Source organism: Leptothoe sp. LEGE 181152, from assembly GCF_032906605.1.
Classification (GTDB): domain Bacteria; phylum Cyanobacteriota; class Cyanobacteriia; order Phormidesmidales; family Phormidesmidaceae; genus Leptothoe; species Leptothoe turfae.
In genome coordinates, this window is record NZ_JASATU010000016.1 from 71,804 (window position 1) to 97,710 (window position 25,907).

Annotated in this window: 21 protein-coding genes; 3 read left to right on the top strand and 18 right to left on the bottom strand. The window is 47.9% G+C overall.

All coding sequences use genetic code 11. The features are described 5' to 3' along the window. Positions 1-197: 197 nt before the first annotated feature. The 12 genes from QGP82_RS08100 to QGP82_RS08155 form a co-directional block, all read right to left on the bottom strand. On the bottom strand, positions 198-1,544 hold the full coding sequence (locus tag QGP82_RS08100) for a pentapeptide repeat-containing protein (RefSeq protein ID WP_163699721.1): 1,347 nt from the start codon (positions 1,542-1,544) through the stop codon (positions 198-200). Positions 1,545-1,601: 57 nt separating this feature from the next. After that, positions 1,602-1,994, bottom strand: coding sequence for a DUF4280 domain-containing protein (locus QGP82_RS08105; protein ID WP_163670257.1), 393 nt, complete (start codon positions 1,992-1,994; stop codon positions 1,602-1,604). 8 nt (positions 1,995-2,002) lie between these two features. After that, a complete protein-coding gene (locus QGP82_RS08110; RefSeq protein ID WP_163670258.1) occupies positions 2,003-4,012 on the bottom strand; it encodes a VgrG-related protein in 2,010 nt (669 codons plus the stop codon). 205 nt (positions 4,013-4,217) lie between these two features. Further along, positions 4,218-4,694, bottom strand: a complete 477-nt coding sequence (locus QGP82_RS08115; protein WP_499058282.1) for a CIS tube protein — start codon at positions 4,692-4,694, stop codon at positions 4,218-4,220. Positions 4,695-4,707: 13 nt separating this feature from the next. Further along, positions 4,708-10,911 carry a hypothetical protein gene (locus tag QGP82_RS08120; RefSeq protein ID WP_499058284.1) on the bottom strand — a complete coding sequence of 2,068 codons (6,204 nt, stop codon included), beginning with the start codon at positions 10,909-10,911 and terminating at the stop codon, positions 4,708-4,710. 3 nt (positions 10,912-10,914) lie between these two features. Next, on the bottom strand, positions 10,915-11,460 hold the full coding sequence (locus QGP82_RS08125) for a phage tail protein (RefSeq protein WP_431732038.1): 546 nt from the start codon (positions 11,458-11,460) through the stop codon (positions 10,915-10,917). A 69-nt stretch (positions 11,461-11,529) separates the two neighbouring features. Next, a complete protein-coding gene (locus QGP82_RS08130) occupies positions 11,530-11,805 on the bottom strand; it encodes a hypothetical protein (protein ID WP_250565179.1) in 276 nt (91 codons plus the stop codon). Between the two features lie 15 nt (positions 11,806-11,820). Next, on the bottom strand, positions 11,821-12,264 hold the full coding sequence (locus QGP82_RS08135) for a hypothetical protein (RefSeq protein ID WP_499058288.1): 444 nt from the start codon (positions 12,262-12,264) through the stop codon (positions 11,821-11,823). 24 nt (positions 12,265-12,288) lie between these two features. Further along, positions 12,289-12,774, bottom strand: coding sequence for a phage tail protein (locus tag QGP82_RS08140; protein ID WP_163671841.1), 486 nt, complete (start codon positions 12,772-12,774; stop codon positions 12,289-12,291). Between the two features lie 109 nt (positions 12,775-12,883). Then, the gene (locus QGP82_RS08145; protein ID WP_163670265.1) at positions 12,884-13,366 is read right to left on the bottom strand and encodes a phage tail protein; all 483 of its coding nucleotides are present in this window, start codon (positions 13,364-13,366) and stop codon (positions 12,884-12,886) included. Between the two features lie 17 nt (positions 13,367-13,383). Continuing rightward, positions 13,384-13,881, bottom strand: coding sequence for a phage tail protein (locus tag QGP82_RS08150; protein ID WP_163670267.1), 498 nt, complete (start codon positions 13,879-13,881; stop codon positions 13,384-13,386). Between the two features lie 112 nt (positions 13,882-13,993). Beyond that, positions 13,994-15,706: a phage tail sheath family protein gene (locus QGP82_RS08155; RefSeq protein WP_163670269.1), complete on the bottom strand. Its 1,713-nt coding sequence runs from the start codon at positions 15,704-15,706 to the stop codon at positions 13,994-13,996. A 658-nt stretch (positions 15,707-16,364) separates the two neighbouring features. Here QGP82_RS08155 and QGP82_RS08160 point away from each other — a divergent pair. Further along, a complete protein-coding gene (locus QGP82_RS08160) occupies positions 16,365-16,568 on the top strand; it encodes a hypothetical protein (protein ID WP_163670271.1) in 204 nt (67 codons plus the stop codon). A 34-nt stretch (positions 16,569-16,602) separates the two neighbouring features. On the opposite strand, the gene QGP82_RS08165 is transcribed toward QGP82_RS08160, so the two are convergent. Beyond that, positions 16,603-18,066 (bottom strand): ATP-binding protein, encoded by a 1,464-nt coding sequence (locus QGP82_RS08165; protein WP_163670273.1) that lies wholly within the window; start codon positions 18,064-18,066, stop codon positions 16,603-16,605. Positions 18,067-18,116: 50 nt separating this feature from the next. Next, positions 18,117-18,644, bottom strand: a complete 528-nt coding sequence (locus tag QGP82_RS08170; protein ID WP_163670275.1) for an eCIS core domain-containing protein — start codon at positions 18,642-18,644, stop codon at positions 18,117-18,119. A gap of 259 nt (positions 18,645-18,903) precedes the next feature. Between QGP82_RS08170 and QGP82_RS08175 the strand changes: the two genes are divergently transcribed. Both QGP82_RS08175 and QGP82_RS08180 read left to right on the top strand, forming a co-directional pair. Then, positions 18,904-19,536: a type I restriction endonuclease subunit R gene (locus QGP82_RS08175; protein ID WP_499058291.1), complete on the top strand. Its 633-nt coding sequence runs from the start codon at positions 18,904-18,906 to the stop codon at positions 19,534-19,536. Positions 19,537-20,229: 693 nt separating this feature from the next. Next, the gene (locus QGP82_RS08180) at positions 20,230-20,835 is read left to right on the top strand and encodes a Uma2 family endonuclease (RefSeq protein ID WP_431732055.1); all 606 of its coding nucleotides are present in this window, start codon (positions 20,230-20,232) and stop codon (positions 20,833-20,835) included. 159 nt (positions 20,836-20,994) lie between these two features. Here the strand turns inward: QGP82_RS08180 and QGP82_RS08185 are convergent, their stop codons facing one another. The 4 genes from QGP82_RS08185 to QGP82_RS08200 form a co-directional block, all read right to left on the bottom strand. Then, positions 20,995-21,924, bottom strand: coding sequence for a hypothetical protein (locus QGP82_RS08185; RefSeq protein WP_163671115.1), 930 nt, complete (start codon positions 21,922-21,924; stop codon positions 20,995-20,997). Next, entirely contained in the window at positions 21,917-24,061 is a 2,145-nt protein-coding gene (locus QGP82_RS08190; protein ID WP_499058293.1) for an ATP-binding protein, read from the bottom strand. Before QGP82_RS08190 ends, QGP82_RS08185 begins: the two co-directional genes overlap by 8 nt. Then, a complete protein-coding gene (locus tag QGP82_RS08195; RefSeq protein WP_499058295.1) occupies positions 24,058-25,281 on the bottom strand; it encodes a Pvc16 family protein in 1,224 nt (407 codons plus the stop codon). Before QGP82_RS08195 ends, QGP82_RS08190 begins: the two co-directional genes overlap by 4 nt. A 237-nt stretch (positions 25,282-25,518) precedes the next feature. Next, the gene (locus QGP82_RS08200) at positions 25,519-25,728 is read right to left on the bottom strand and encodes a Nif11-like leader peptide family natural product precursor (protein ID WP_163665486.1); all 210 of its coding nucleotides are present in this window, start codon (positions 25,726-25,728) and stop codon (positions 25,519-25,521) included. Between the last annotated feature and the right edge of the window lie 179 nt (positions 25,729-25,907).

Below are 25,907 nucleotides of genomic sequence, written 5' to 3' on the forward strand. Positions count from 1 at the left end.
TTTTAAGCCCATAACAAAACCTAAAAGCCATTGAAAACGTCTTCTAATCAAACCAGTTACGTTGCATGTTTCAGGATTTTGAAACCGATGATACAGAGATTATTGCTGTTGCTCTGTTGCTCCCCTGAGGCGACTATTTAGCCAATATTCTTGTCTATCCGTTGGCCTTAGCAGAAACCTATCCACTAGTTTCCAACTTACTGACTGCATGTAAAAGTTGTCCCATCAGGCAAGATCGCTCCACAGAGGTTGGTGGCATCACTAAATTGAATGCCCCCTAACGATGCACCCTCAAGGTTGGCCCCCCGTAAGTCTGCGCCGCTAAAATTAGTGTCTGTCAACGTCGCATTTTCAAAATTAGCTTCCCGAAAATCTCCCTTACTCAGGTTAGCCTTTGTAAGATCAGCACCACTCAAATTTGTTCTTATCAGCTTGGCCCCAATCAAAAGACTGTTGGTGAGAACCGCACCACTGAGATTGGCATCTCTCAAATCAGAGTCACTCAGATTACTATGACTGAGATCCGAACCTGAAAAGTCAACGCCTCGTAAATTCTGACGACTCAGGTCAACGGACTGTAAACTGAGACCCCGCAAGGTCACACCCTCAATGGTGGCACCGTCGAGAGATGCTTCGGTCAGGGTGGCATTGGCGAGATTCGCACCGATCAGCTGTGCATCCTCAAAATTAGTGTCGGAGAGATTCGCACCCCTGATATCAGCTGCAAACAAATTGGCTCCTTCTAAATCTCTCCCCTGCAGGTTAGTGTCTGTTAATATGGCAGCCGAAAGATTGGAACGACGGAGGTCCGCTGTATCCAACTGAGCTGCATGCAAATAAGCAAGAGCCAGATCTGCATTCCGAAAATTGGTAGAGGTTAAAGTAGCCTCCCGCAGGTCAGCGGCACGGAGACTAGCATCCTCGAAATTTACATCTTGTAGGTTTGTTTGTCGCAAATCGGCAATGAACAAATCAGCCTCGGTGGAGACAGATCCCTCCAGACTACTGTGGCGTAAATCAGCCCCCGCTAAGATAGCTTCGGTCAGATTAGCATTGGTTAAATCCGCATTGCGCAGATCAACACCATCTAAATTGGCCCCACTCAGGTCCACGCCCGTCAGGTCTTGACCATTGTAGCCATGGGTAACTAAGTCATACACCAACCGCCACTTAGCCGATAGCATGGTCTGGTCATCAATACGAAGATCTGCTAGCTGTGCTCCTTCCAGCCTGGCATTTTGTAGATTGGCTCCCCGCAAATCCGCATTACGGAGGTCTGCATTACGGAGGTCTGCATTATGTAAAAAAGCTCCCCGCAGATCCGCCGTGTTGAGATTGGCATTTTGCAGATTGGCCCGACTCAGGTTTGCCTGTTGTAGATAGGCATGGGCCAAATTGACTGCTTCTAGATTACATCGTCTACACTGTCGTAGTTCGCGCAGGGCCTCCAAATCGTTAGCGCTAAATGCCTTAGCTGGTGAAGGCATCAGTAGTAAAACAACGATAGGCAAAACAAATGTGGGCTTGGAACAGGGTGTGATCATTGGTTGAAAGGGGGCAACAGGAGAGAATAAACGATGTGGACAGGTTCCAAAAGTCTGTTAAGGAATCTGTACGGTAAACTGGCCAGGGTTGATAATCGAAATCACCCCACCCCAGGTACACATACATTTCGAACTATCATTCAGTGCCGGGAATGTGCCAATCAATACCGTTGGTGACCCCGGTGCCCACGGTGCCGGAATCACAGGAATACAGGGCATGGGCGTCAACACTCCTAAGGCGGCCGCAGTGGCAGTGGCTACCGTCGGGTTCGCCAACGACGTACACATTCCAAAGGGCATAACATTTGCAATCGGGACAAAGTCCATAATCGTTGCAGCGAAAGGCCCCGATGCAAATGCAGGTGGTCCCTTGGGAATCACATTAAGCGTACTTGGAGCGACACCAAACGGACATTGGAGCATTGCCCCCGCCACAACTTGCATTCCCATAATTCACCTTAATTTAGCTTCAAGATACTGCCCGCCACCTTAGTCATACCGGTACTCTGCACATTGACACTCCCCTGACCTTTAACATCCACCATCGCTCCCTGTAGCTTGGCACTCGCATTGGCCTTCATATTCAGTTGCGTACCCGTAATATCGATTCCTGAACTACTGAGAACAATTTTATTGCTACCCACCTTCAGGGTAATTTTAGTTGCGCCCGTGAGGGTAATCTCACCACCATTAATATTGATCTTTTCACTGTTGCCACTGGTTCCCGATTTAGCATTGAGACTGCCAGTGGAGATAATATTCACATTCTTACCACTGTCATCCATGGTGATTTGATGACCACCTTTGGTTTTTAGATCGATTTTTTTGTTTTTATCATCCAACTTCAGCTGATGGCTATCTTTCGTCTTGAGCTCAATGTACTTATCTGTATCATTAAAATGCAGCAAATGATTATCGACCGTGGTTAAGTAAACTCCTTTTTTACTATCCCCCTTATCCTCTTCGACAAACTGTAATGTGTGTCCCAAACGGGTTTTGAATGTCCGTAACCGCACCTTGCCTCCGACAACAACATCCTCTGTCTTTTCTGGAGGGGCATCTTTGCCATTCCAGATTCCGCCCAACACAAAAGGCCGATGAATATCGCCATGTTCAAAGGCTACCAATACCTCATCATTAATTTCCGGCAACCAATCCACCCCCCGTGATGGTCCCACCCCTGCTGATACCACCCGCGCCCAGTTACTCATATGGTCCTCGGTTAACGTGGGTAGCTTAACGCGCACCCGTCCCCATCCCTTCGGATCATTATTGTCGGCAACAATGCCCACCATGTGGGTTTGCCCTGGCTGTAACGTATTTCTGGCTTCCAGGGTTTGGAGCAAATCACCACCCCGCAGCCCCCTAACCGCAAACTCTGTTGTATAGATCCGTTCATGGAAAAGTTGACGGGTTTCTGTGACATAATAGCTCCCGCTATACTTACCCATTCCGGTCAACTTAACCACTCGCCCCGGACGGATCAAGGGGTTACCTTCCGCCCGCGCATCGGCCTGGACAAACTCTCCCCCCAGTTCATCAAATAGGGCCTGGGCCATGGTCTTGGCCTCTTTGGATTGAGAGATCGGTTGGTCCACCATAATTAGGGTGGGAGTGCTGGGCTGTCCATTAAAGCTACTGACGGTTGTACTACCCGCACCGCTATCTGTTTCTGTTAAGACCTTTTGGGCGGAGCTAATACTTTCCGCAATCACTTCCTTACGACTATAGTCCCACCCTCGCACCTCCACACTTTTCATTTGTTCCGCACTGCTGACGCGGACGCGAAAACTGTGGACGTTTTTCAACCACTCCAATTCTAGGGTGCTATCTTTTTTAGGTTTACGAAAATACAGTTTCCCATCCTGCACAAATAGTTCAAATCCATTGCGGGCCGCCCGCTCCCGCAAAAACTCCATATTGGTCTGGTTTTGTTGAAACACATAGCCACTGGCCCCACCAATGTCACCATAACCATAGGGACCGCCCGTAGTATCTACAGTCCCGACTGAAATGCCCACTTCCGACGCAATAGATTTAACAATGTCAGAATCTGTTTTATTCTGGAATGAGCGATTGTGACGACCGCGATGTAACCGATGGGAGATATCATAACCGCGCACAATGATGGGCGCTTGGGCCTCACTGGTGAAATGGGTTTCAATCGCTGTAATTTCGCCCTTAATCACATTACCTTTGTTCTCATCATCAAAATCATCGGACTCTGTCGTACTAGAGGCAAACCCAATTTCTATGGATTTGCCAATTTCAAAGAGTTTCTCATGTTTCCAGACTTCATAATTGGCAGCACCACCATAATAGTCATTCCGGATGACAAGGGTAAACATGCCTGGCAAATGCAAGCTCTCCTCCACAACAATTTGGAGGATGTCGTCCATTAATTCAGATGACGCCGTTGATCCGTCAATTTTGAGCGTAGGTTGGGCGATAAAAGAGGATGCGGGCATAATAGCAGCATTATCTCTACGGAGAATACTTCATTTTAAAGGTGGTCGTTATCAGCGGACACGTTGAGTGAGATAGATTCACATTAGTATAAATAAACCTTGTCCACGTCCAGAATTGTAGTTTTTCTGGTAAGAGTTCCAGGATTCAACTTGGGTGTGGTTCAAAAATATACAGAACCTAATATTGCAGATTCCCGTAGCTTCCTCATGTTGGTCGCCCCGGTGTTCCCGTATTACCAGTGCCACTAACTTCTCCGACCTCTTTGAGGGTAATATCCACGGTGGCGCGAACAGGTGTCCCATCGGCTAAGAACATGGTGAGCTTATAGGATAACGACTCCACAAAACAGCGTAAATATTCTTGCTTGCCCCAGGTTAAGAGATAGATGGGAGGACGCTCCTGGCTATCCATAAATTCAACTGCCTGTCGAAAATTTTTGACATATTTATCGATCACATTTTCACCGGTTTCATAGGTATCAAAAACCAGACCAGAGACGTTAAGACTATAGGGCTCAGGCGAACCAAAACTCACCTTGGGCAATCCCTCGTCAGTACGCGCCCCACCAGGGCTATTGAGGCGAAGACTGCGACTGAAGCTTAACTCCGTTGGGTTAAACATAAATTCAATATTGTTGCCACCCCCTTGGGCAATTAATTTGGCTTTTACAAATGTACTCATCAGTTAATAAAACTCATCGCGGATATTTGGGCCCTCGGCGCTCTTGTTCCAGGCAAAGGCGTTGTCGTAAAACGCTATAGACTTCTTGAGCGAGTAACTCTAGATACTGACTATAGTTCCGAATATAATTATCTGTCTCCAGTTGACTAGTGTCTGATGAACTACGGATGGTGACCGTGGGTAGATCTTGGGCTGTTTGGATAATATTTGTAGGTGATGTTGATGCGAATGCAGCTGATGATAAATGTGTTGGTGATGAATCTAGTTTACGTTGAACAGAACCAGCCATTTTATTGGTAAGGTACTCAGATGCTATGGTGCGATCGCTAGACGCGGTTGATGCGATCGCCGAATCAGGGATCGGAGAGGCAACCTTATCCTTTGTGTTTGAAAGATGCGAGACTGCTTGAGGATTTAAGTCTTTGGCGGATATATCCGCGTTAGACGTAGGATGAAAATGGGTGACAAGATCTTCAATATTAGACCAGGCATTGGGCAGTGTGGATTCTGTGAGCTGTGCTGGGGTTTGATCATCTATTTGACGTTGAATGGTGTGATTGTTTACCTGGGCAGGTATTTGATCAACTGTCTGTCGTTGAATAGTGTGGCGATCTAGAGACTGGATAGACGATCCATCAGAAGTTTGAACTGGAGCTTGACCTGGAGTTTGAGTTGAACTTTGAGCTGAACTTTGGGGTGACGATTGGATCAACGCTGGGGCATCAGGTAACGCAGGTGTTAACTGTGTTACTAAGTTTTCTAGACTCGACCCCGCGCTGGGAATACTGCCATCAATGTTCTGAACATGATTGTTCTGGTCATGATTGCTTTGGGATCGTTGAGTTTCACACTGGAACGTGGGGGCCTGCAATCGCGTCTCCAAAGATGGCAGAGAACGTAGCACACCAATCGGCTTAAGCATATTGAGCGGCAGCGTTTGACCAGCATCCATACGAGTATCCCTATCCCTTACCCGTTGAATTGATATCTGATGAGCCTGAGATAAGTGAGTCACTGATTCTGATTTTGCCCTGGGTTGCACCACGAAGCGAAGAGGACGTAATACACCCAGCGGTTTGAGTACCGTCAATAATGGTGTGACCTGGGAGGTGTTAACAAGGATAGCCCCTGACTGGCTCTGGCTATTGGGTTTCCCAGGAGGGGTCGATGGAGTTGCTAATTGATGGGCTACCTTCTTAACAGTTTGTTCAGTTGAGGGTTTGGCTTGGAGAGTAGGGGGAGGAGACGGGGTAGAGATAGGGGAAGAAAGATTTGTTGTGGGTGAGATCGCACCATCCTGTTTTGATTGAATAACCTCACCATTAACCTTGCTCCGCAGCGTTTTAGAAATTTGCGTTCTAGGATTAATATTAGTTTTCTGTAACTCAGGACTATCAGCTACAGAGTGCTGTATCACTGCCACTTGTGAGAGGTTATCCGATTGTTGTTCAGTCTTATCGATATGGCTAGGGGAAACCGTATTAATCGTATGGCTGTTAGTGTTTGAAACATAGGCGATGGGATCGATCATCAGATCAACAGCATTATCTACTACCGAACCAGACTTAAGTTGTATAGATTTAGCAGTTGAGGGAGTCAGTGGTTGAATAGATTGTCCTGGTTCTGCAGGCAAGAAATTAGAAGCTGGCGTAGGCGATGAATTTCCCTCAGGAGCAGCTGATTGATGGCGTGAGTGAGGTGTACGTTGCAGAGAACGAGATGGTGCCACCTCATTGACTAGACTGCTGGGTGGATGGTGGAAGTTAGAAGGCTGGGTAGTAGCAGCAGCAACACGTTGAACGATGGCAGGGGACTCTGGCAGGAGCAACTGCTGGGCGTTAGAAAGTGTTTCAGAGACCTGCATTCCAGAGGGTTGTTTAGACTCAGCGCATTTAGGAGATTCAGATGATTTAGGTGTGTCTGATACTATACCGGACTGAATTTGAGGTTCGGTCGCCTTGCACTGGTGTATTATCTCTTCGGTGGGTATCGATGGCTGTGTTACTGGATGATCTATCTCTATGGATACCTGTTCAGGTATTTCAGAGCATTGAATTGGTTCCGTAGATGCATGGGCATCTGCCATTGATAAAGTAGTCGCCTGACCCGACTCTATCGTAGCAGAGGTTTTTGATCGCACCGTCTGTTTAAGATGATCCGCTATAGTCGGTGGATCTGACTCTTCTACTGGTAGCCTCAAAACCTCTTGGGATTTGCGCTGAATCGGCTCTGAAGAAGTGGGAGACAAAGTTGATGGCGGAACAATCTTCTGAGCTGACTCTGCCGAAGGATGAGGAATAGCTTGCGAAGTTTGTTCAACTGGAGCACTGGAAGATGAGTGCGATGGCTCAGTTGCTACGTGAACATTATCAAATGACAATTGCCGACCATCAGAACCGGGGACAAACCGTGTTAGCTGAGTCGGAGATAGCTGAGCTTGCTCTAATGAAACTGCCTGTGTAGTCGAGCCTGATACTTCTTTAGATTTGGCAATATCTGCCTCAAGGTTGAGTAATGGTTGACGCTGAATTTGAAAACTGGGGATTTCAGAAGTTAATGTGTTCTCTTCAGCCAATTGAAGCGGTTCACCCCCTTCTAAAGGTTGCACTTTTTGGGAAACAAGTGGTGATTGTGGCGAGGAGGAGTTAATCACGTTGTTATCTACCGAGGTATTATTCTGACGCTGAATCGGGTCAGGTCCAGCAATAGGACCAGATATCTGAGCCTGAGGCTCAACCGTAGGTAAATTAGCTAGGTTAATTGCTTGTTCCCGCTCGATTAATTGAGAAGCTGGGCTACCAGGAGACTGGGGGATGCCTTTTTGGCATTGAAGCATATCAGCCTGGTTAGTATCTGTCTCTGCTACAGGAGGAAGTATCTGAGATACTCCTGCTGATTCGGCAGAAGCAGAGTCTGCAGCGATGACTCGGTTAATAGCTGGATGATTAGAAGTGCCTGGATTACCAGAGATATCTTGTCTTGTCGGTAGACGAGATGCACTATCAGAAGGCTGGTTTATATTTGCCTGGTTAGATTGTTTGAGTTGAAGCACTGTTGGCTCATTGGTCCAACTATCAGCAGCCATATCCTCAGTTGATAGCAGGTTAGTAGGTTTCTGAGGGGTTGACGCTGACGAATGGATTGATGGGCTAGAGACGTTATTGTCTACTGAGGTGTTGTTTCGATACTGAATCGGGCCAGGTCCAACAATAGGCTCAGATATCTGAGTCTGAGGCTCAACCGCAGGTAGATTAGCCAGGTTATCTGTTTGCTCCCAATTGATAGATAGAGCAGCTGGGCTACCAGAAGATGGGGAGATATCTTCCCGGCGTTGAAGAATATCAGACGGGGCTGCCCCTGTCTCTGATACAGGAGGAGGTATCTCAGGCACTCCTGTTAACTTGGTAGAAACAGAGTTTGCCGTGACGGCTCGGTTAACGACTGGATTGTTAGCAGTACCTGGATGACCAGAAATATCTTGTCCTGAAGGTAAATGGGAGGCATCATCAGAAGACTGGGAGATGGCTTCCTGACGTTGATGAAGAATATCAGACGGGTTAGAGCCCGTTTCTGATACAGGAGAAGGTATCTTAGACACTCTCGCAAACTCGTTAGAAGCAGAGTCTACGGCGATAGCTCGATTAATGACTGAATTATTAGTCGTCACTGAGTGGTCAGAACTGTCTTGTCCTGTCGGCAGGTGAGATACATCATCATCAGATGCCGCCGCCGGGGAGATATCTTCCCGGCGTTGAAGAATATCAGATGGGGTTGCCCCTGTATCAGATACAGGAGGAAGTATCTCAGGCACTCCTGTTAACTCGGTAGAAACAGAGTTTGCCGTGACGGCTCGGTTAACGACTGGATTATTAGCAGTACCTGGATGACCAGAAATATCTTGTCCTGGAGGTAAATGGGAGGCATCATCAGAAGACTGGGAGATGGCTTCCTGACGTTGATGAAGAATATCAGACGGATTAGAGCCGGTCTCTGATGCAGGAGAGGCTATCTCTGATACTCCTGCAGACTCAGTAGTAGAAGCAGAATTTACAGCAATAGCTTGATAGACAACTGGATTATTAGCAGTAACTGAATGACCGGAGATATCTTCTCCTGGAAGTATACGAGATGTACTATCAGAAGACTGATATAAATCTGCCTGGTTAGATGATTGTTTCGGTTGAAGTATAGGTGACTCGTTAGCCCAACTGTCAACAGCCACATCTCTACTCGGCAATGGGTTAGTAGGAGCGTGACTGATTAATGCAGATGGATAAACGGATGAGTTAGCAGCGTTGTTGTCTACCGAGACATTACTTTGGCGCTGAACCAATTCAGCGCCATTGATAGCCCCAGATGGATGCATTGTAGGCTCAACCATAGGCAAATTAACTGGGTTATTCTCTCGTTCGTGACTGGGAGATAAAGCAGCTTGGCTGGCAGGAGACGAGGAAATATTTTCCTGACGTTGAAGAATGTCAGAGGGGTCAGCTCCAGTCTCTGATACAGCAGAAGTTAACCCAGGCACTTCTGTTAACTCAGCAGAAACAGAGTCTGCAGCGACAGCTTGGTTAACAACTGGATGATTAGCAGTAGCTGAATGACCAAAAATATCTTCTCCTGTTTGTAGAGGAGATGCACTATCAGAAGGCTGGTTTATAGCCCTCTGATTAGATTGTTTTGGTTGAAGTACTGGTGGCTTATGGGTCCAACAACTATCAACAACACCCACTAACGGGTCATTAGGGGCCTGACTAGTTGATGCCGATGGATAAACGGATAAGTTAGAGGTGTTATCTATCGAGGTCTTATTCTGATGCTGAATTGAGTCAGGGATATCAGTGGGATCTAATGTTAGATCCGTAGGCTCAACCGTAGTCAGATTAACTGGGTTATCTATCCGCTCCTGACCAGGAGATAAAACAATTGGAATACCAGAAGGCTGGGAGATGTCTTCCTGACGTTGGAGAATACCAGACCGATCAGACTCTGTCTCAGATGCAGCAGAGGGTATCTCAGGCAATCCTGCTACTGACTCTGTCTCTCCCAAGTCAGCGGCGATAGCTCGGTTAATAACTGGATTGTTGGCAGTGCCTGGATGACTATTCTGTCCTGTCGGTAGATGAGATGCGCTACTAAAAGATAAGTCTGAAGATGAAGCTTTATTCGTCGGGTTAAATTGTTTGGGTTGACCGATGGGTGACTCATCAGTCCAACCATCAACATCCCTAGCCGCTAATGGGTTAGTAGGAGCCTGACTAGTTGATACTAATGGAGAGACAGATGAGTTAGGAATGTTGTTATCTGTCGAGGCATGGCTTTGGCGCTGAATCAGCCCATGGGTATTGAAGGACTCAGACGGTTGTGTCGTATACTTAGACAAGTCTATACCCGCCTGGCCAAATTGTTTTGATTGAAGGAGGGGTAGCTCATTGTTGTTGTCTACCGATGTATTATCTTGACGCTGAATCGGGGCAGAGCTGTCAATGGGATCTAATATCTGAGTCGTAGGCTCAACGGTAGGCAGATTAACTGGGTTATTCTCTTGTGCATGATCGGGAGATAAATTAGCTCGGCTGTCAGAAGACAGGGAGATATTTTCCTGACGGGAAGATGTGGAGGCTGATTGTTGTGAACTTTGTAAGCTTTGCACTGCCTGGGCAATATTCACTGGTGGGACACCTACAGAAGGTAATTCCGCAGGTGTTTGTCGTTGCACTGTTTCTGAAGGGATAAATGGAAGATTATCAGCAGATAACGCATTGTTGGAATAAGGAGAGTTGGGTGATGTAGGCGATTGCTGTTGGGAATGTCCCATAAAGTAATTCTGTAGGTCAGTTCGAAATGATTTGGCCTGAACAGAAGATGATGTATCTGAATCCGATTTCTTCTCTGATACAGTTGGATGAGATAGCTGTACCGGAGCGTTAACAGCAATATTATCCGTTATTAGTTGAGGGGATGCCGATTCAGGCTGAACACCTACATCAGGTATTGACGAAGGTTGCGATACCAATTGACTAATTGTACCAGGGGCTCCCTCACTAACTGAAGGTATTTCCCCTGGTACTATAGTAGGAAAACCATTGGGGTAGAATGTTTTAAGATCTAGAAACGATATGGACGATGCACCTAGGGGACGTCGTTGCCCCACTCCAGACGGCCCTAAGGGACGACATAAACCTAATGGAGAGCAATGACCCAGATGCTTTGCCATCGGTTACTTACTCTCAAAATAGCCAGTGTCAGAACGACCTTTGGAGAGAATGGTAGCACCGCCACCGCCATTGCCAAAGGTAACATTCAATCCTTCATAGGTTATTGTCAGTTCTTCAATGGCTACAGCACTACCATCGGCTTGGAGCGACGGTGCTTGCCAACCAATGGGCACAGCCCCAATCAAGGTCCAGCACTGTTGAATGGTACCAGCCTGGTTAAATACTAAAATGTTAATGTTGCGGCGATGCTCTTTGATATTAGTTCCCACGGTTCTGGGTTGAAACAATGCGCTGAGCCAATCCCAAAATATTTTGTTCTCACTGAGACCGCGCTTCAGAGTTACATCTGAAAAGTCTGGCTTACCTAATAAAACACGCTGCTGATCGTTTAAGCCACCCTCTTCGACCATTTCTTTTTTTACCTGGACTCCTAGGCCGCTACATTCCGTAAACGAGGCGGTGATTTTACTTTCGATTTCAACGTAGAAACGATTGGTGGTAACGTAGTTCGCGGCATTGGATGTGACAGTTTTATTGTCGGTTGCCACTGCGATCACCTCCCGTTGAGGATAAAATGGATAATTATGGACGCACCTTGGAGACTAACACTGTTGAAACTAACAGCGTCTCCTATAACTATGGGCTCGTTCATACTGTGCTCGCACATCGTCACAAAGTAGTTGATAGACGCGATCGCAAAACTGCTGCATCGCCATGGGATCATGGGCTAACTGAGCTGCAACTCGGGCCATCATTTGTTTTACTTCCGCAGGCTGATCACTTCGCAAAATGACTGGAGCCACAAAACCAGTCGGGTTAGACACTGGCCCTACGGGAGGTAAAAATGTCGCATTTTCAGCCCCAGTCATGGATTTTTTGTTGTGGTCAGTCATGGGAGCACCGCTACTTTACTCTTCAAGACGATTTATCTTGCGATAGAAATTTTGTAAATAATTTAAGTCCCCTGCAAACATATTTTCAATCACCACCGGACTCACATCCGGCAAGGTACCTAAGGATAAAATCACCTGGGCCAGAATAATCACAGTGGCATAGGCGGGATTTGCCCGGACCCGTGGATCGGCCATGGGTCCAATTTCATCCACAGTACGGGCCAAACGCATAATGCCTCGACGGTGGGATTGGCCCACGACATCTACATAACCAATGGGTAATTCAAAGGAAAATTCAGTTTGAGGACCTGACTGGAGACCCACTGGACTGTCTTGACCACCTGGAACTCCTTGTGGCTCTATTATAGGATTCGGTGGTGGGTCTATGGGCTGAAGCGAAGGCTTTGTCTTGGGTGGGGCCAGACCCATATTGTTGTTACTGAGTTGAATCGTCGACATAATAAATATGTGAGTTTTACAAAATTAGACTTTTATCCGTTTGAGGGATTCCATCACAATTTCCACTTCTTCAATATTGTGGTCTGCTCCTTTGACATCTAGATCAGAGATTTTATAGCTGACGGGCCAGGCCCCCATAAACTCAAACCGAAACTGTTCTTGTCCCGACTGACCATAGATACATAAGGCCCCATTGCGACGTTGCTTACTCCAGTTACCCCTGCCAATGGTATCCATCCAATCCCAGAAGGCCATGGACACCGTCAGCCCCCGCTTCAGCGTAATGTTGGGATAAGAACTGTTACCTGGAATTTTTGAGCGCACCACATGACCATGGCTGCTACCATCTTTTCCCCAAACCTGGGGAGTGACTTCAGTGATCTCAATCACATCTTGCGATCTCTGGAATCCAGAACATTCCATAAAGTAACCATCCGTGGAGTCCACACTCCCATCTAACTTTAGCTCTAGATAAAACTTGGCCTTGGTTAAAATCTCAGGAAACATAATCGATCTCCTGATCAACAACAGCTCAGTAATTATTCAACCTAAACCACATCCCAGTTGAAACCTTGAGGTTCCTCTACGACAAAACTCCAGGTCTGGACGTGGACAAGATTTATTTAGCTCGTACAACTTGAGTAAAATAAAGTTCTAACGTATCTTCTGCTAAATTACCGCCACTATCCACCGCCAGACTGCTAATTTGTTTTTTGGTGCCTGGGAACAAATCAATAAAGTTATACCGCATAGCCTCCTTACCATTAGGATCGTAAATCACCAAAGAGCCCGTTTTACGACTATCCATCGCTTTAGAAGCACCTCCCGAGAAGGTATCTGGGTGGCAATCGTTATACCAATCAGAGAGCTTTTTCTGATCGCCTTCATTACCTGCCACATAGGTTAATGTCACGGTAGCGTTGTATTTCACACCACCAATGGTTGCCTGGGTTTGGGTTTTAGCATCCTTGGTTACCCCAATGGCCGCATCGCCTCCAGCCACTTCCATTTCAATCTCTGGACCACTACAGGTCTTCACAGCTAAAGACGTAACACCATCAATTTCAAAGTAAAACTTAGAATTGGTGAGATATTGAACCATTATTTCCTCTAATTAAACTATTTGGTACGGTTAAACTTTTCACAGGTAATGGTATAGGTCTCTTCAATGTAAGCATCAGCCGTCACATCGAGATCGGCACATTTATATTTAGATGGCCAAGCTTCTGTAAATTGCCATTGGGCAATTTCCTCTCCATCGGTGTTATAAGCCGTAATGCTGCCTTCTACCTTATTGTCAGTCCACTTACTCTTACCACCATTGGACGAGGGCAAACACTTTTCGAACCACTCGTAGAGTTTTTTACTGGTACTATCACCGTCACCACTGGCAATGGTGACACAGTCAAGGGTAAACAACCCTTCAAAACCAGCAGAGTTTACCTGCCAAATGGTTTTACCCCCTTTAGTAGTCCCCACGGCCTGTTGCCCGCCCTGGACTTTCGGCGTATAGTCAGGGAGAGTAACACTTTTAAATACGGACTTTTCCCCTTCACATACTCCTGCCAATTCCAGGTAAAAACTACTGGGGGCAATGGGTTTAACTAACTCGCCCATAAAATCACTCCTTTCTCTTGGATTACAGGTGAACTATTTCTTTAACTAGGCATTAAGGGGCCTTAATACCTAGTTAAAACAGTCAGCTCAGTTAGCATTAGCCTTAAAACTACTACTGATTCGGTGCCCACTGACTAATGCGGAAGATAACAAATTCTGCTGGACGCACGGGGCAAACGCCCACTTCAACATAGAGACGTCCCAACATAATTGTGTCATGGGTGTTGAGTTCACCATCACACTTCACATAGAACGATTCTGCTGGAGCGCCTCCCATTAAGGCACCTTCCCGCCACAACCTTTCTAAAAAGTTGCTAACGGTGCGGGTGACCCTGGCCCAAAGATCTTGATCGTTAGGTTCAAAGACAACCCATTGAGTGCCAATTTCAATGGACTTTTCAATGTAGCTGAGCAGCCTGCGCACGCTAATGTAGCGCCATTGCACATTGTCGGGCTCAACTAAGGTGCGGGCACCCCAAACCTTGAGCCCCCGGTTATAGCTGGCAAAGTTGCGAATACAGTTAATCCCCAGCGGATTGAGTAACTCCTGCTCACGCATATTGGTCTCATAGGCCAGACCAATCACCCCCCTCGGGGTTTCATTGGCAGGAGCTTTAAAGACACCGCGAGATTCATCTGTGCGACACCAGATACCCATCATGTGACCGGAAGGAGGCACCAATTTAGGTCGTCCACCATCGCGAGGATTGGCCACCTTTATCCATGGATAATAGGTTGTCCCAAACATGGAACGACGATTAAACAAACTGAGCCATTTGGCCACATCCGCTGGACGTTGTCGACTGGGAGCCACCGGGTCCATACTCTTACCCGGCTTCACAGGGGGAGGATCAATCACCGCCATGCGATAGGCCGGTCCAGGGAATGAATTTTCACACATGCTAAGCATCATTTCCATGACACCATGCACCTGATCAATATCAATCAGCCCCCTCTCATAGGCCAGCAATAAATCAGGACAGGCCACCATGGAAACTTCATCCACTTCATATAGCCCCTGAATACCCGTGCGATCATCTCGATTGCCCTGGAGATCGCGATTAAATCGATCGGGAGTACCCACATAGGGAGGTGGCGCAATTTCGTAGGAACCATTGGCCGGACGTCGAGAGAGGGCCTGCCCTGATTGCGAGATATTTTCAATTGTGACAAATTCTGAGGCTTCTAAGGCCGTCACTGCATAGTCAGCAAGGGCTGTTTCCACCTCCGGATTCATGGAGAGGTGCTCATATCGTTCAACTTCTTCACTGCCGTTGCTCACCACTACCGTGAAATACTCTCCATTATTAATAGGAGGTTCTGCATCGTCAGGAGCATCGTCAGGCAATGGCTTTGGTTCGCCATTCATCACCGTAAGCGTCAACCGCCCACTGCTAGAGGGTAACGCTAGGAGGCCCCCCTCTTCCGACGAACTCTCCTTGAGATAGCATGACAGCGAGGGTTTACCACTTGACGTCAGCATCTTAGTGGCATTATCAGCAGCCGTGGGTTGGGGTGATCCTGGCAGCTGCGTGCCAATACTAACCACCCAACAACGGCCACCCCCATTCATAAACCAACCTTGCACCGCGAAGGGTAAATAAGCGCCATAGTCGGTAAATCCGTCGGAACCCGGTTTAGAGAAGAATTCTAAATATTGAGCCCAGTTTGTTATCATCATCGGCTCAAACAGTTCGGCATCGCCCCGAACATCTTCGGTAAACCCAATAAACCCGGCAACACTCAGGCTAACGCCTTCTATTGGGCGACTGCCTCGGTCTACTTCTTCAACGTAAACACCGGGGGCAAAGTAGTCTAATGCCATTCTGGCTCTCCTCCGTTGGGATTAATGCTTGGGGCGTTTGTAAATATATAAGTCTCTGTAGCGCAAAACTTTTTAGTTCAACTGAACTGACCCTTAGGCCAGAGCCATCAAAAAAGCGTGACAAATTCTCATTAGCCTTGTTTCTACCATAACAAATTTATTTTTTCAAAGATCTCGAAGTTAAATCTCTCAACATTGACAAAAATCAATCCATAGCAATGTCCACAGCAAAGACATCAAGAAGTTTTCAATATAAAAGTATTTTTTCCTTGAACAAGGTTTACTTAAGCAGGAGAAACATCGCTGTAACACAGCGATGTTACAAATGTTCCGTAAGATTGATTTTCTGAAGTTAAAGATACATTTCTATACTTAGGACATAAGTTAATAATGCTTGATGAAAAAGAGTTGATTTCAAGATTGAAGTCTGCATAATTAAGAGATGCGTTATGTGGAATTTAGCCCTATGGAAGCGTAATACAAATCTATCTAGTGCCAATATTCAAGGATTTCCAAGGCGCTAAGGATGTTCTCAGATTTCTCTTATAAACCAAGAACATCCTTTTGAAGCCGTTTATCTAATGGCTTTTGCTACATGACGGTGACATCACATTAGTCAGATTGAACTTGTTAAAGTTAAGATCCTCTCAAAAATCAAATGAACTTAGAACTGGATTCCATTAGCGTTAATCAGCTATATCAGCTCGCCACTGAAGCAACGGAAAAGAAATTAATTACGGCCCATGGGTATCGAGGCGGCCAGTATGAGCTATTACGACAGGGAGAATTTATTTTATTGTCGCCCAGTGAGGCGATCCAATATCTGCAAACATTAGTGCAACCGACGGATATCAATATTTGATACCCGAGTGGCATTTGTTTAGATATAAACAACCTTATTCCATAGTTATCGATGAGCCTAACCAAAGGGGTTTCCCAGTTGGGCTATTGCTATTTTTCTTAGGGACTGTGGGCAGGCTATCCCAGGAGCTATAGGCTGAGCCATTTAACTTGCCTTCTTTTTGTAGCTCGCGCTGGATGCCGTTGAGCACATCGTCTTTGTGGATCTTTTGTGGTTTACGATTAACGGCTTTGACACAGGCGTAGTGCAGAATATTGATAATGTTACCGCCTGTTAGCTCATACTCATGGGCAAATGCTTCAAAATCGACGTCTTTAGCCACTTTAAAAGGCTTGTTGATAAACGTATCTTGCCACAGCTGCAGGCGTTGCTCAGGGTTGGGTTTGGGAAACCGAATCATAGACTGAAACCGACGGGCAAAGGCATTGTCTAAATGAGACTGTAAATTTGTGGCGAGAATGACCAAACCTGCATAGTCTTCAATGCGCTGTAGCAGGTATGAAACCTGTTGATTGGCCGCCCGGTCATTGGAACTTTGGGATTCTAACCGTTTGCCAAATAGGGAGTCAGCTTCATCAAAGAATAGAATCCAATCATGATAATTGGCCCGATCAAACAGTTTGGCTAAGTTCTTTTCAGTTTCTCCAATGTACTTTGACAGGACGTTAGATAGCTCAACGTGAAACACAGGTAAACCCAGCTTTTTACCTAGTAAACAGGCCGTTAGGGTTTTGCCAGTGCCTGGGGGACCATAGAAAAGACTACGATAGCCGGGCTTGATCCGCTGTTTTAGCTGCCAATGGTCCATCAGCAGATCTTTGTTTTGCACCCAGGCCAGGATATGGTCAATCTCCTGGCGGGTGGCTGGATTAAGCACAAGATGATCCCAGTCTAAGGCGGTGGTGATTTCTTGGGCGGGAAATTTGGCACCAAAGGCAGGGGTGTAGGGCTGCCCGGTGAGGAGTTGTTGGCGATACTCAGGGCTAAGGTTGAGGGCTGCGCAGAGGGGGGGCTCGTTTTGGTGTGGATAGTCCAGGGTGAGGATGCCCTGGGTAAATAGGATGTGTTTGGGCTGGAAGAGATTGTCGTAGCGTAAGCGAGCAGAGAGATTATCTCCAGCCAGTAAAAACATAGCAGTTTCGCAGGTGGGGAGAAAGCCACTGTGGACATTGCCAGTGAGGCCGCCAAATTCGGTATAGCCGCGATCAAGGTTTTGGTTGCGGATAAAAAATGTGTCGAGGAGATGGGGCTTAAGGTGGGGGATCAGGCATAGACAAAGGACTAGACGGTCTTCTGGCTGTAGATGAAGCTGCTGCACGAGAGTGGCGTAAGGCGCATCGTTGTGACGTAGCTCCGGTGGTGGGATGATGGCAAATAAGTCATCCGGAGGTGGTTCGCCTTCAAAATATAGTTTTATGCGATGCTCTAGCAGGGTACTGAACCAGGTGAGTTCAAGATCAATACAGGCTGCGTTTTGAGACACTTGATCTGGGTTCATGCCGTCACCGGGTAATGGGCATTATCCTGTCAAGGAACCGTTTACTATCATTATCCGCGAGCGGCTTCGGTTCCCATGCGGTCAGCTTCTCGTTCTAAGGCAACATCGTCATTAATGTCTACCCCGTGAGCTTGCATAGTGGGCCTTACCCGACCCTGCATTTGTTGTACGATGTGCCAACCTTCGTGGGGCAGCTGTTTTTCTTGGCCAGGACCGAGGTGAATGGTCTGTCCCTGGGCGTAGGCGAGGGCGTTTAGCTGGGCTGGTTTGGCAGAATTGCGGTGAACGCGCACGTTGGATAGGTCAAAGCCGGAAAGCTGTTCTAAGCCCGACTTTAGCCGGTCGGGCATGCCGGTGTGGTTTTCGTTTGCTTGTTCGTTGCTTTGTCGTTGAACGGCGGTATCCTGCTCTGATGATACGGTGTCTAGCATGGCATCAACATCGTAATGCAGTGCTGCCTGTCGCTGCATTGGAGTCCCACTAACATTTTGCTGTTGCTGCACGGGGAGCCAATAGCTATCTGCCTCGGATTTCGTTTGAGTCTGCTTGTCTCGTTTTCGCTGCGTGGATTCAAACATGGGGCTGGATTTCCTTAGGCTATTTGCCTATGACATCGCACAGGGCTAAAGCTGATGAAAACAGATAAACCGCTTAGGGTTACATAAACTATGTAGCACCATAATAATCGCAACTAGCGATTGAAATCATTAGGGCATGTTAGCGAAGCGTAACGCAGCATTGCAGATAGATCACCTTGATAGGAAAGTTCGGTAGGGTGTGCTGGCGAAACATTTTGAGGGTATTGGCTACAATGGAGCAGTAGAAATAGTCCAAATAATGTCAGTTGCTATCACAGAAGCGATTACTACCCTGATCGAGGCAGAACAGCGTTTCTGCCTGCGTCGGACAGAGGAAGATAATTTTTTTCAGGAATGGTGTACTGATTTCCCCGCGCTCACTGATATGGACAGGGCAGGCTTGACAGAGCTGCGTCGTCGTTATCTATATCAGCGTTCCCAGGGACAGCTATTAGAAAATACGGTAACGCTCTTGTTTGCCTCACCATTACTAACCCTAGCGGGATTTTATGATCCTCCTTTTAGGCTTAAGGCGGAGGAGTCGGTTCAGCTTACTCTTGAGGATCCAGAGGAGGTTTTGCAGGGGCGGTTAGATGTGTTAGTACTCAAAGAACAGTTTTGGGTAGTTGTGCTGGAATCTAAGAAGACGGCATTGTCGGTATGGTCGGCATTACCGCAAACACTGGCTTATTTGATGGCCGATCCTCAGTCGGAACAACCGAGTTTTGCGCTGATGACCAATGATGATAATTCGGTATTTGTGAAAGTGGCTCGTTCACAGGGCGGAAAGTATAACTTCTCGCGAGTGTTTGCAGCGATGACGTCTGATCAGGAACTGTGTGAAATTTTGCAGATTTTGCGACGTATTGGTCAGGTCGTGGGAAAAAGCTAAGGCAAAGCCAGCCAAGCTGAGCATTCGGTAGGGGTTGAGTTCGGTAGGGTGTGTTAGCGAGGCTTCGCGTAACGCACCTTCGGGATGTTGTGCCAGAGCGTGAGATTGATTATGGGCCAAAGAGAGAATTAATTGACGGTGGGTGGAGATGGTTCGGTGGGAAAATTTTGCGATTGGTGTTGAAGCGGGGTGGGTTGGAAGCGATGCGACGTGTCACATCCTACGGTCTACGGTCTCGGTGACGCACCCTAGTTTATTGCGCCGGGGATTTATCCTCCCAATTGGGGTGATGGCGTAGGGTGTGTTAGCGAGGCTTCGCGTAACGCACCATCGATATATTGCGCCAACGCGCGCGATTGATTATGTGGCGACGAGAGAATTCATGGTCGGTGGATTGGGGTGGATGTGGTGATGGAATGGGTCGATAGATGGAGATCGGTGGTGGGGCGTGATAGGTTGGAAGCGGTGCGACGCGTCACACCCTACGGTCTATTACAGATTACGGATAGGTCATTTGATTTCGCTGTGCGGGTTGTCAATTTGTGTGAGGTGTTGGATGGGTCGCTGGGGGTGGGTCGAAAATTGAACCTCCTTCTCGCTGGGTAGCGCCGATCGCGTTTTAAGTGTGCGTATAAGTTGGCAATTATTGATTCCAGTGGGGATAATAGGTTTAGAGCTAATTAGTCAAGAGGTCTGATTGTGGTTGTTTCTCAATCTAAGCTCCCCGATGTCATCTCAACTCGTCTCACATTAGATGAGTATCGGGCGATGGAAGAAAATAATCCAGAACGCCACGAATACCGAAATGGGGAAATTTTTACGATGTCGGGAGGTTCTGAGATACACAGCTTGATCGCAAGTAATTTTTTGATCTATTTGGGCTTTTTATTAAGAGATACGGACTTTAGGCTGTACAGTAGCGACCTGCGAATTTGGATTCCTGACTATCAGTGTGGGACATATGCCGATTTAATGGTGATTAGTGGCGAACCTGCATTTAATGGCGATCGCCAGGATGAGATTCTCAATCCTCTATTGATAGTTGAGGTATTATCGCCGTCGACTGAAGCGTATGATCGGGGCGAAAAGTTCAGAAAATATCGTTCTCTTTCTAGTCTTTGTGAATATCTGCTGGTTAGCCAAACTGAGCCTTATATTGAGCAATACCATAATCTTGCTCGGGAGAGTAATGATTTTTGGCAATGGAAGGATTATTCAGACATGGCGCAAGGGATCTTTTTGAATAGCTTAGGTGTAGACATTCCCCTCAGTGAAATCTATCGACGCATTCGGTTTTAAGTTGGATGCGGTGCGTCGAGTCACACCCTACGGTTCTTAGGCTCTTAGGCCACTTACACAAAATTCAGATCACTCTCCTGCCCTCCTTAAAGGTGGATCCGTGACGCACCCGACCCGTTTTCGGCGAGCCGGCTACGCTCTCGGGGGTCCAACCGCACATTAAGTGAATTGATCGCCTGTGTGCTTCCGCATATCTTCCATGTCCCCCGAAAGTTGCGTTGATAGGTCGGCACTTATATTCTGCATCGTATCCCTGTACATCATCGGTGTCGGCACCTTCAGGCCCGCGTGCTGATACGCGTCTAGTTGGTGGTTGTTGCAATTCCCTTTCACAAACGAATAATTGACAGCATAGTTAAGTCTCGGCGTTTTCATTTTTACGGCAGCTTGATACTCCTTATATTCTTCCGGTGGCTCATTGTATGCCTTCTTTTGGCTTTTCAATCTGTCATGCAGTTGCCGTGCTTGCTCAAAGCTGATTTCACTTTCTATACACTCTAGATAATCGTTCTCGGTTTCCGTAGTAGGATTTCCTAAGCTAAGGGAAGTTGTCGATCCATCTTGATTTTTAAATATCGTGCATCCATGATTCCAAGGAAATCCAGGGAAAAACGCTGGGCGTTGACACGATTGAATAGTGATTTTTTTGCTGGGGTCAGGGTTATTTTTATCAAAGCATCTTTGTAATACGCCTGCGCTTGAATCGATGAAAGTGTTTTTCTTCACTAACTGCTTTGGTTCAGGCAGTTGCGTCCTTGGCGGTTGCCTTAAAATTTCATTTAGGGCATAGTAATTTTCAAAATGTCTATGAGAGTTCTTTTCTTTTGTGGCTCGCTGATATGGAATCGATGAACCACGATCGGTAGAAGTACGTTTCCAGGGTTGTCTGGATGATGTCCAGAACTCTGATTCGTGTAGATTATTGGCCTGGAGCTCTCGTGTCTGTCTCCAATTGTGGCCTCTTCCATTCTTTATCTCTACCTTGCATCCTGTTCTTTGTCTGCGATTCCTTAGCTGCAACCCACGCTCCTCGCCTTTGATTCCTTGTCGTTCAACTTGCCTTCTCTTTCTTTGCTTTGATTCAGTCATCTGCCAATTCCTGCTCCTGCGTTTGCTCCCAATCCGTCGATCTATGTTCTACATCCTGCCACTGAAACTCTGATGCGTAAACCACCCTCCCCAACTTCCCATACTCCACCCTCATCGCCCCCAACACATCCCCCATCCCCACCAACTCCCCCCTCTCCGCCGCCACAAACGCCGCATTCAACGCCACCGTCTGAATCGTCCCCCCCGCCACATCAAACCCACCCAACTCCCCATAATCCATCTCCTCACTAACACACCCCACCGGAAACACCTTCCGCCATAATATCTCCCGATACTCCCGAGAAGGAAACGGAAACTCCACCAAAAACCTCAGCCTTCTCAAAAACGCATCATCCAACGCCCCCCGCAAATTCGTCGCCAATACCGCCAGCCCCCGAAACGCCTCAATCCTTTGCAACAAATAATTAATCTCCACATTCGCATACCGATCATGACTGTCCTTCACCTCACTGCGCTTCCCAAACAACGCATCCGCCTCATCAAAAAACAAAATCGCCCCACCTTCTTCGGCAGCATCAAACAACCTGCGCAAATTCTTCTCCGTCTCCCCAATATACTTACTCACCACCGATGACAGATCAATCCGATAAAGGTGTAGGTTCAACTCATTCGCAATCACCTCCGCCGCCATCGTCTTCCCCGTCCCACTCGGCCCCGCAAACATCGCACTTACCCCAAACCCCCGATTCATCCGCTCCCGAAAACCCCAGTCGTCGTACACACGCGACCGCAACCGCACCTGATCCACAATCTGCCGCAGAATCCCCATCGCCTCATCCGGCAACACCAACTGATCCCAGGTAGCCTTCACATCAACCCGCTGCGCCAGGGATTCTAATCTTGGGCGAGTACGGTTGAGGCAGGCATTCCAGAGAAGGGGTGATGGGGTAATGGGGTGATGGGGTGATGGAGTATCTGAATTTTGAATTTTGAACTTTGAATTTTGAACTGTTTCCTCTTCTTTTTGAATTTTGATTTTTGTAGAGCTGTGCTCTTCTCGCAGAGTACTTTGAATTTCCTCCCCCAACTTGTTACTTGTTACTCGATACTCGTTACTTATCTCTTCAATTTCCGACACATTCAAACAAAACTGCCCCGCCAATACCCCCGCCATCTCATCCGATCCTTCACCCAACATATCCTCCCAAACCTCTCTCTGTTCCATCGCCGTCGGCTTCCCCACCTCCTGCACGATCGCCACCCGATGCGTCGGCAACCGCACCTCCCGACTATCCACAAACACCAACCCATTACAGCCCGCCAAAAACCGGCGCAACGCCACCCGACCTGAGCTATCAGACCCCAGCTCCTGCGTATCCACATACAGCGCCACCGCCGACAAAAACGTCTCCCGTTCCCACCGCCGCAAAAACTCCGTAAACGCCGTATCTCCTGTCGGAATCAACTCTCCCATCAAACAATACAGCCCCATGCCAAAGCCCCGCGCCACCGCCCGCGCCACCAACACCTTCGTCGGCTCACTCATTCCCAACAGTTGCACCACCGGCAAAGCCTGGCCTCGCTCCGTCCCCGCCAACCGCTCACCCAGCGCTTCCACCACCGCCCGCTGGCTGGCCGACAGCCGCACCGCACCGCGACCCAAGGGCGTCACCAATCCTTCTAGCCGATGGTCTAACCCCGCCGAGCCCATAATATGATTCACCACTCGCTCATCCGCCCGCAGCATCGTCTGCGGCAACGGCTGCGGCTGGGGAGAATGCAGCTCAACTAACCGCCAGTAGCGCAGCGGCGCATCCACCGTCATCACATCCCACTGCACCTGATCAAACAAATTAAAACAAAGAGCAAAGGTGGGAAACGCCCAACCCCGATTCCCCTGGGCCTGATCGCACAGGTCCGGTATCTGCGGGTCCACCTCCATGGCCACACACAGCAGCAAAATGCCCAGATCCAGGTCGGTCAAATTAAACCGATAGCCCAGCTCCAACGCCGCCGGTTCCGGATCCATCGCCGCCGCTTTTGCAATGGCCACTTCTGCTTCCTCCAGCATTTCCGGCGTGATGGCATCTTCTCCAATGGCCCGCCGCAGCCGCAGCCGCAACCCGCGACACACCGCTAATAGATAGGCTCGATTCTGTTCCGCCCAGCTGCTCATGGCATAGTCACCCTCACCTGCTGCAATGGATCGATCCGCAGCGGCACCGTCGCCACATCCACCGGCAAACTATCCACCCCATCCACCCGTAACCGCACCGGATAGTCCCCCGGCGTCATTTCTCGAATGCGAAAGGTGAGGCGAGATGCCCCTGGATTATCGTCGTCCGTGGAGATTTCATAAGGCGCAATGGTGCGATCTCGCCAGATCAACATCACCCGCTGCTCCGGATGCACCGCTGGCCTACAGCTCAACGACAGGGTTAAATTCCCCGCCGAGATTTCCAACGGATCCAATTCTGAAATGGTGGGGGCCACTGCCAAGGGAAACTCATTGCTAATTCGCATCGCACTGGACGCCCGCACCACCCCCACCGCCACGGTCCAAAACCCGGCCAGTCGGGCCTCGGGGGGCAACACAATCTCCGCCGAAGTGGGTGACACCTCAGGTACTAGCTCAATCGCCTCTTCTAACAACGGATGGCGCAGCTGCACCGTCACCGCTTCCCCATCAAAATGTTCTCCCCGAATCATCACCCGATCCCCCAGCCGCGCACTGGGCTGTCGTTGGGGCAAAATCACTCCGGTAATCTGGGGCGGCAGTCCCGGTATGACAAAGGGACCACCCTCCACACCACTGCGGTTTAATACGGGCATTGCTCCCGCTGGCAACCCACCGGTATCAATCATAATTACGGCGACTTTAAAGGCGATACAGGGCCGATAGGGATGTTGTAACACCTGCCACACCTTCGACATATCCTCAAAGTCCAGGGCCACAGGCGTAATTTGAATCTTTTCAATCTGTCGATGTAAATCGCTATCTGGGAATTCTCTTGCGGTCGCGATTTCAATCTCGTCTGGGTGCAGGGTGATGCCATCCGCCAAAAACTGAATCACCCGCCCCAACAACCCATGGCTTTTGGCCTCGCTACCATTTTCCCCATAGGCTACCGCTAAATAATAAAGATCCAGGGCAACAGCAGTTTTCTGCGGCGTTCTCACCTTCGCTCTGGGATGGATCGGCTGTTGGTGGCCCAGCTCAAGCTTAGGCATCGCATGGTAGAGCAACAGATTCACCCGATTACTATCACCATTGCCCTGAGACTTTTCCAGGGTCTGTGCCGTCACCGTCGCACTATCTACCACATTGCGCAGACCATGGTTAATCAGAGACTGCAATGTGGTAGTGACCGCTGCAATGGCCAACGAGTTACTCATAACAAAATAGAAAAATCACCTCGGGCTGTTTTATAACAGAACAATCCGTAGGATGGGTAACACCCATGGAACACGTTTCGGCATGGAACCAATACCAACCATTACCCACCACCAGTGACAAACAATAGCAAGAGATATTATTTGTAGGCCATATCACACGATTGATGGGTCGTGCCCACCCTTCGGGTTATTGGCCAATATTCAATGGGGGGTTAATATCACGGTTTCATGCCCGTCCTAAATCCCTGGAATCTCCGATAGCTCGCAATCAAGCTCTTCCACGGAAAACCGCATCATGTCTTGCCATTCATTCAGCGTAAACGAAAAACCCCGTTGATTTGCCATCATCACAAATGACTCAGCATTGGGAGCTAAATTAAGAGAATCTCGCAAATTAGGATTCGCTTGAGCTTCACGATAAAGCTTTACAACCTGCTCTTTAGCCATATTAGAGGGGGCTCCTTTAAATATTTTAGTAAGGAAATGAGCGCAAAGCCACGATGATTTGTTCGCAACAGATGATTTGTTCGCAGTAGCTGACTGTTATACTAGCAAGCTTCATGACTATACCAACACACAAACCAGGATTCCATGATTTTTGTTGCAAATATCTGCAATATTGATCG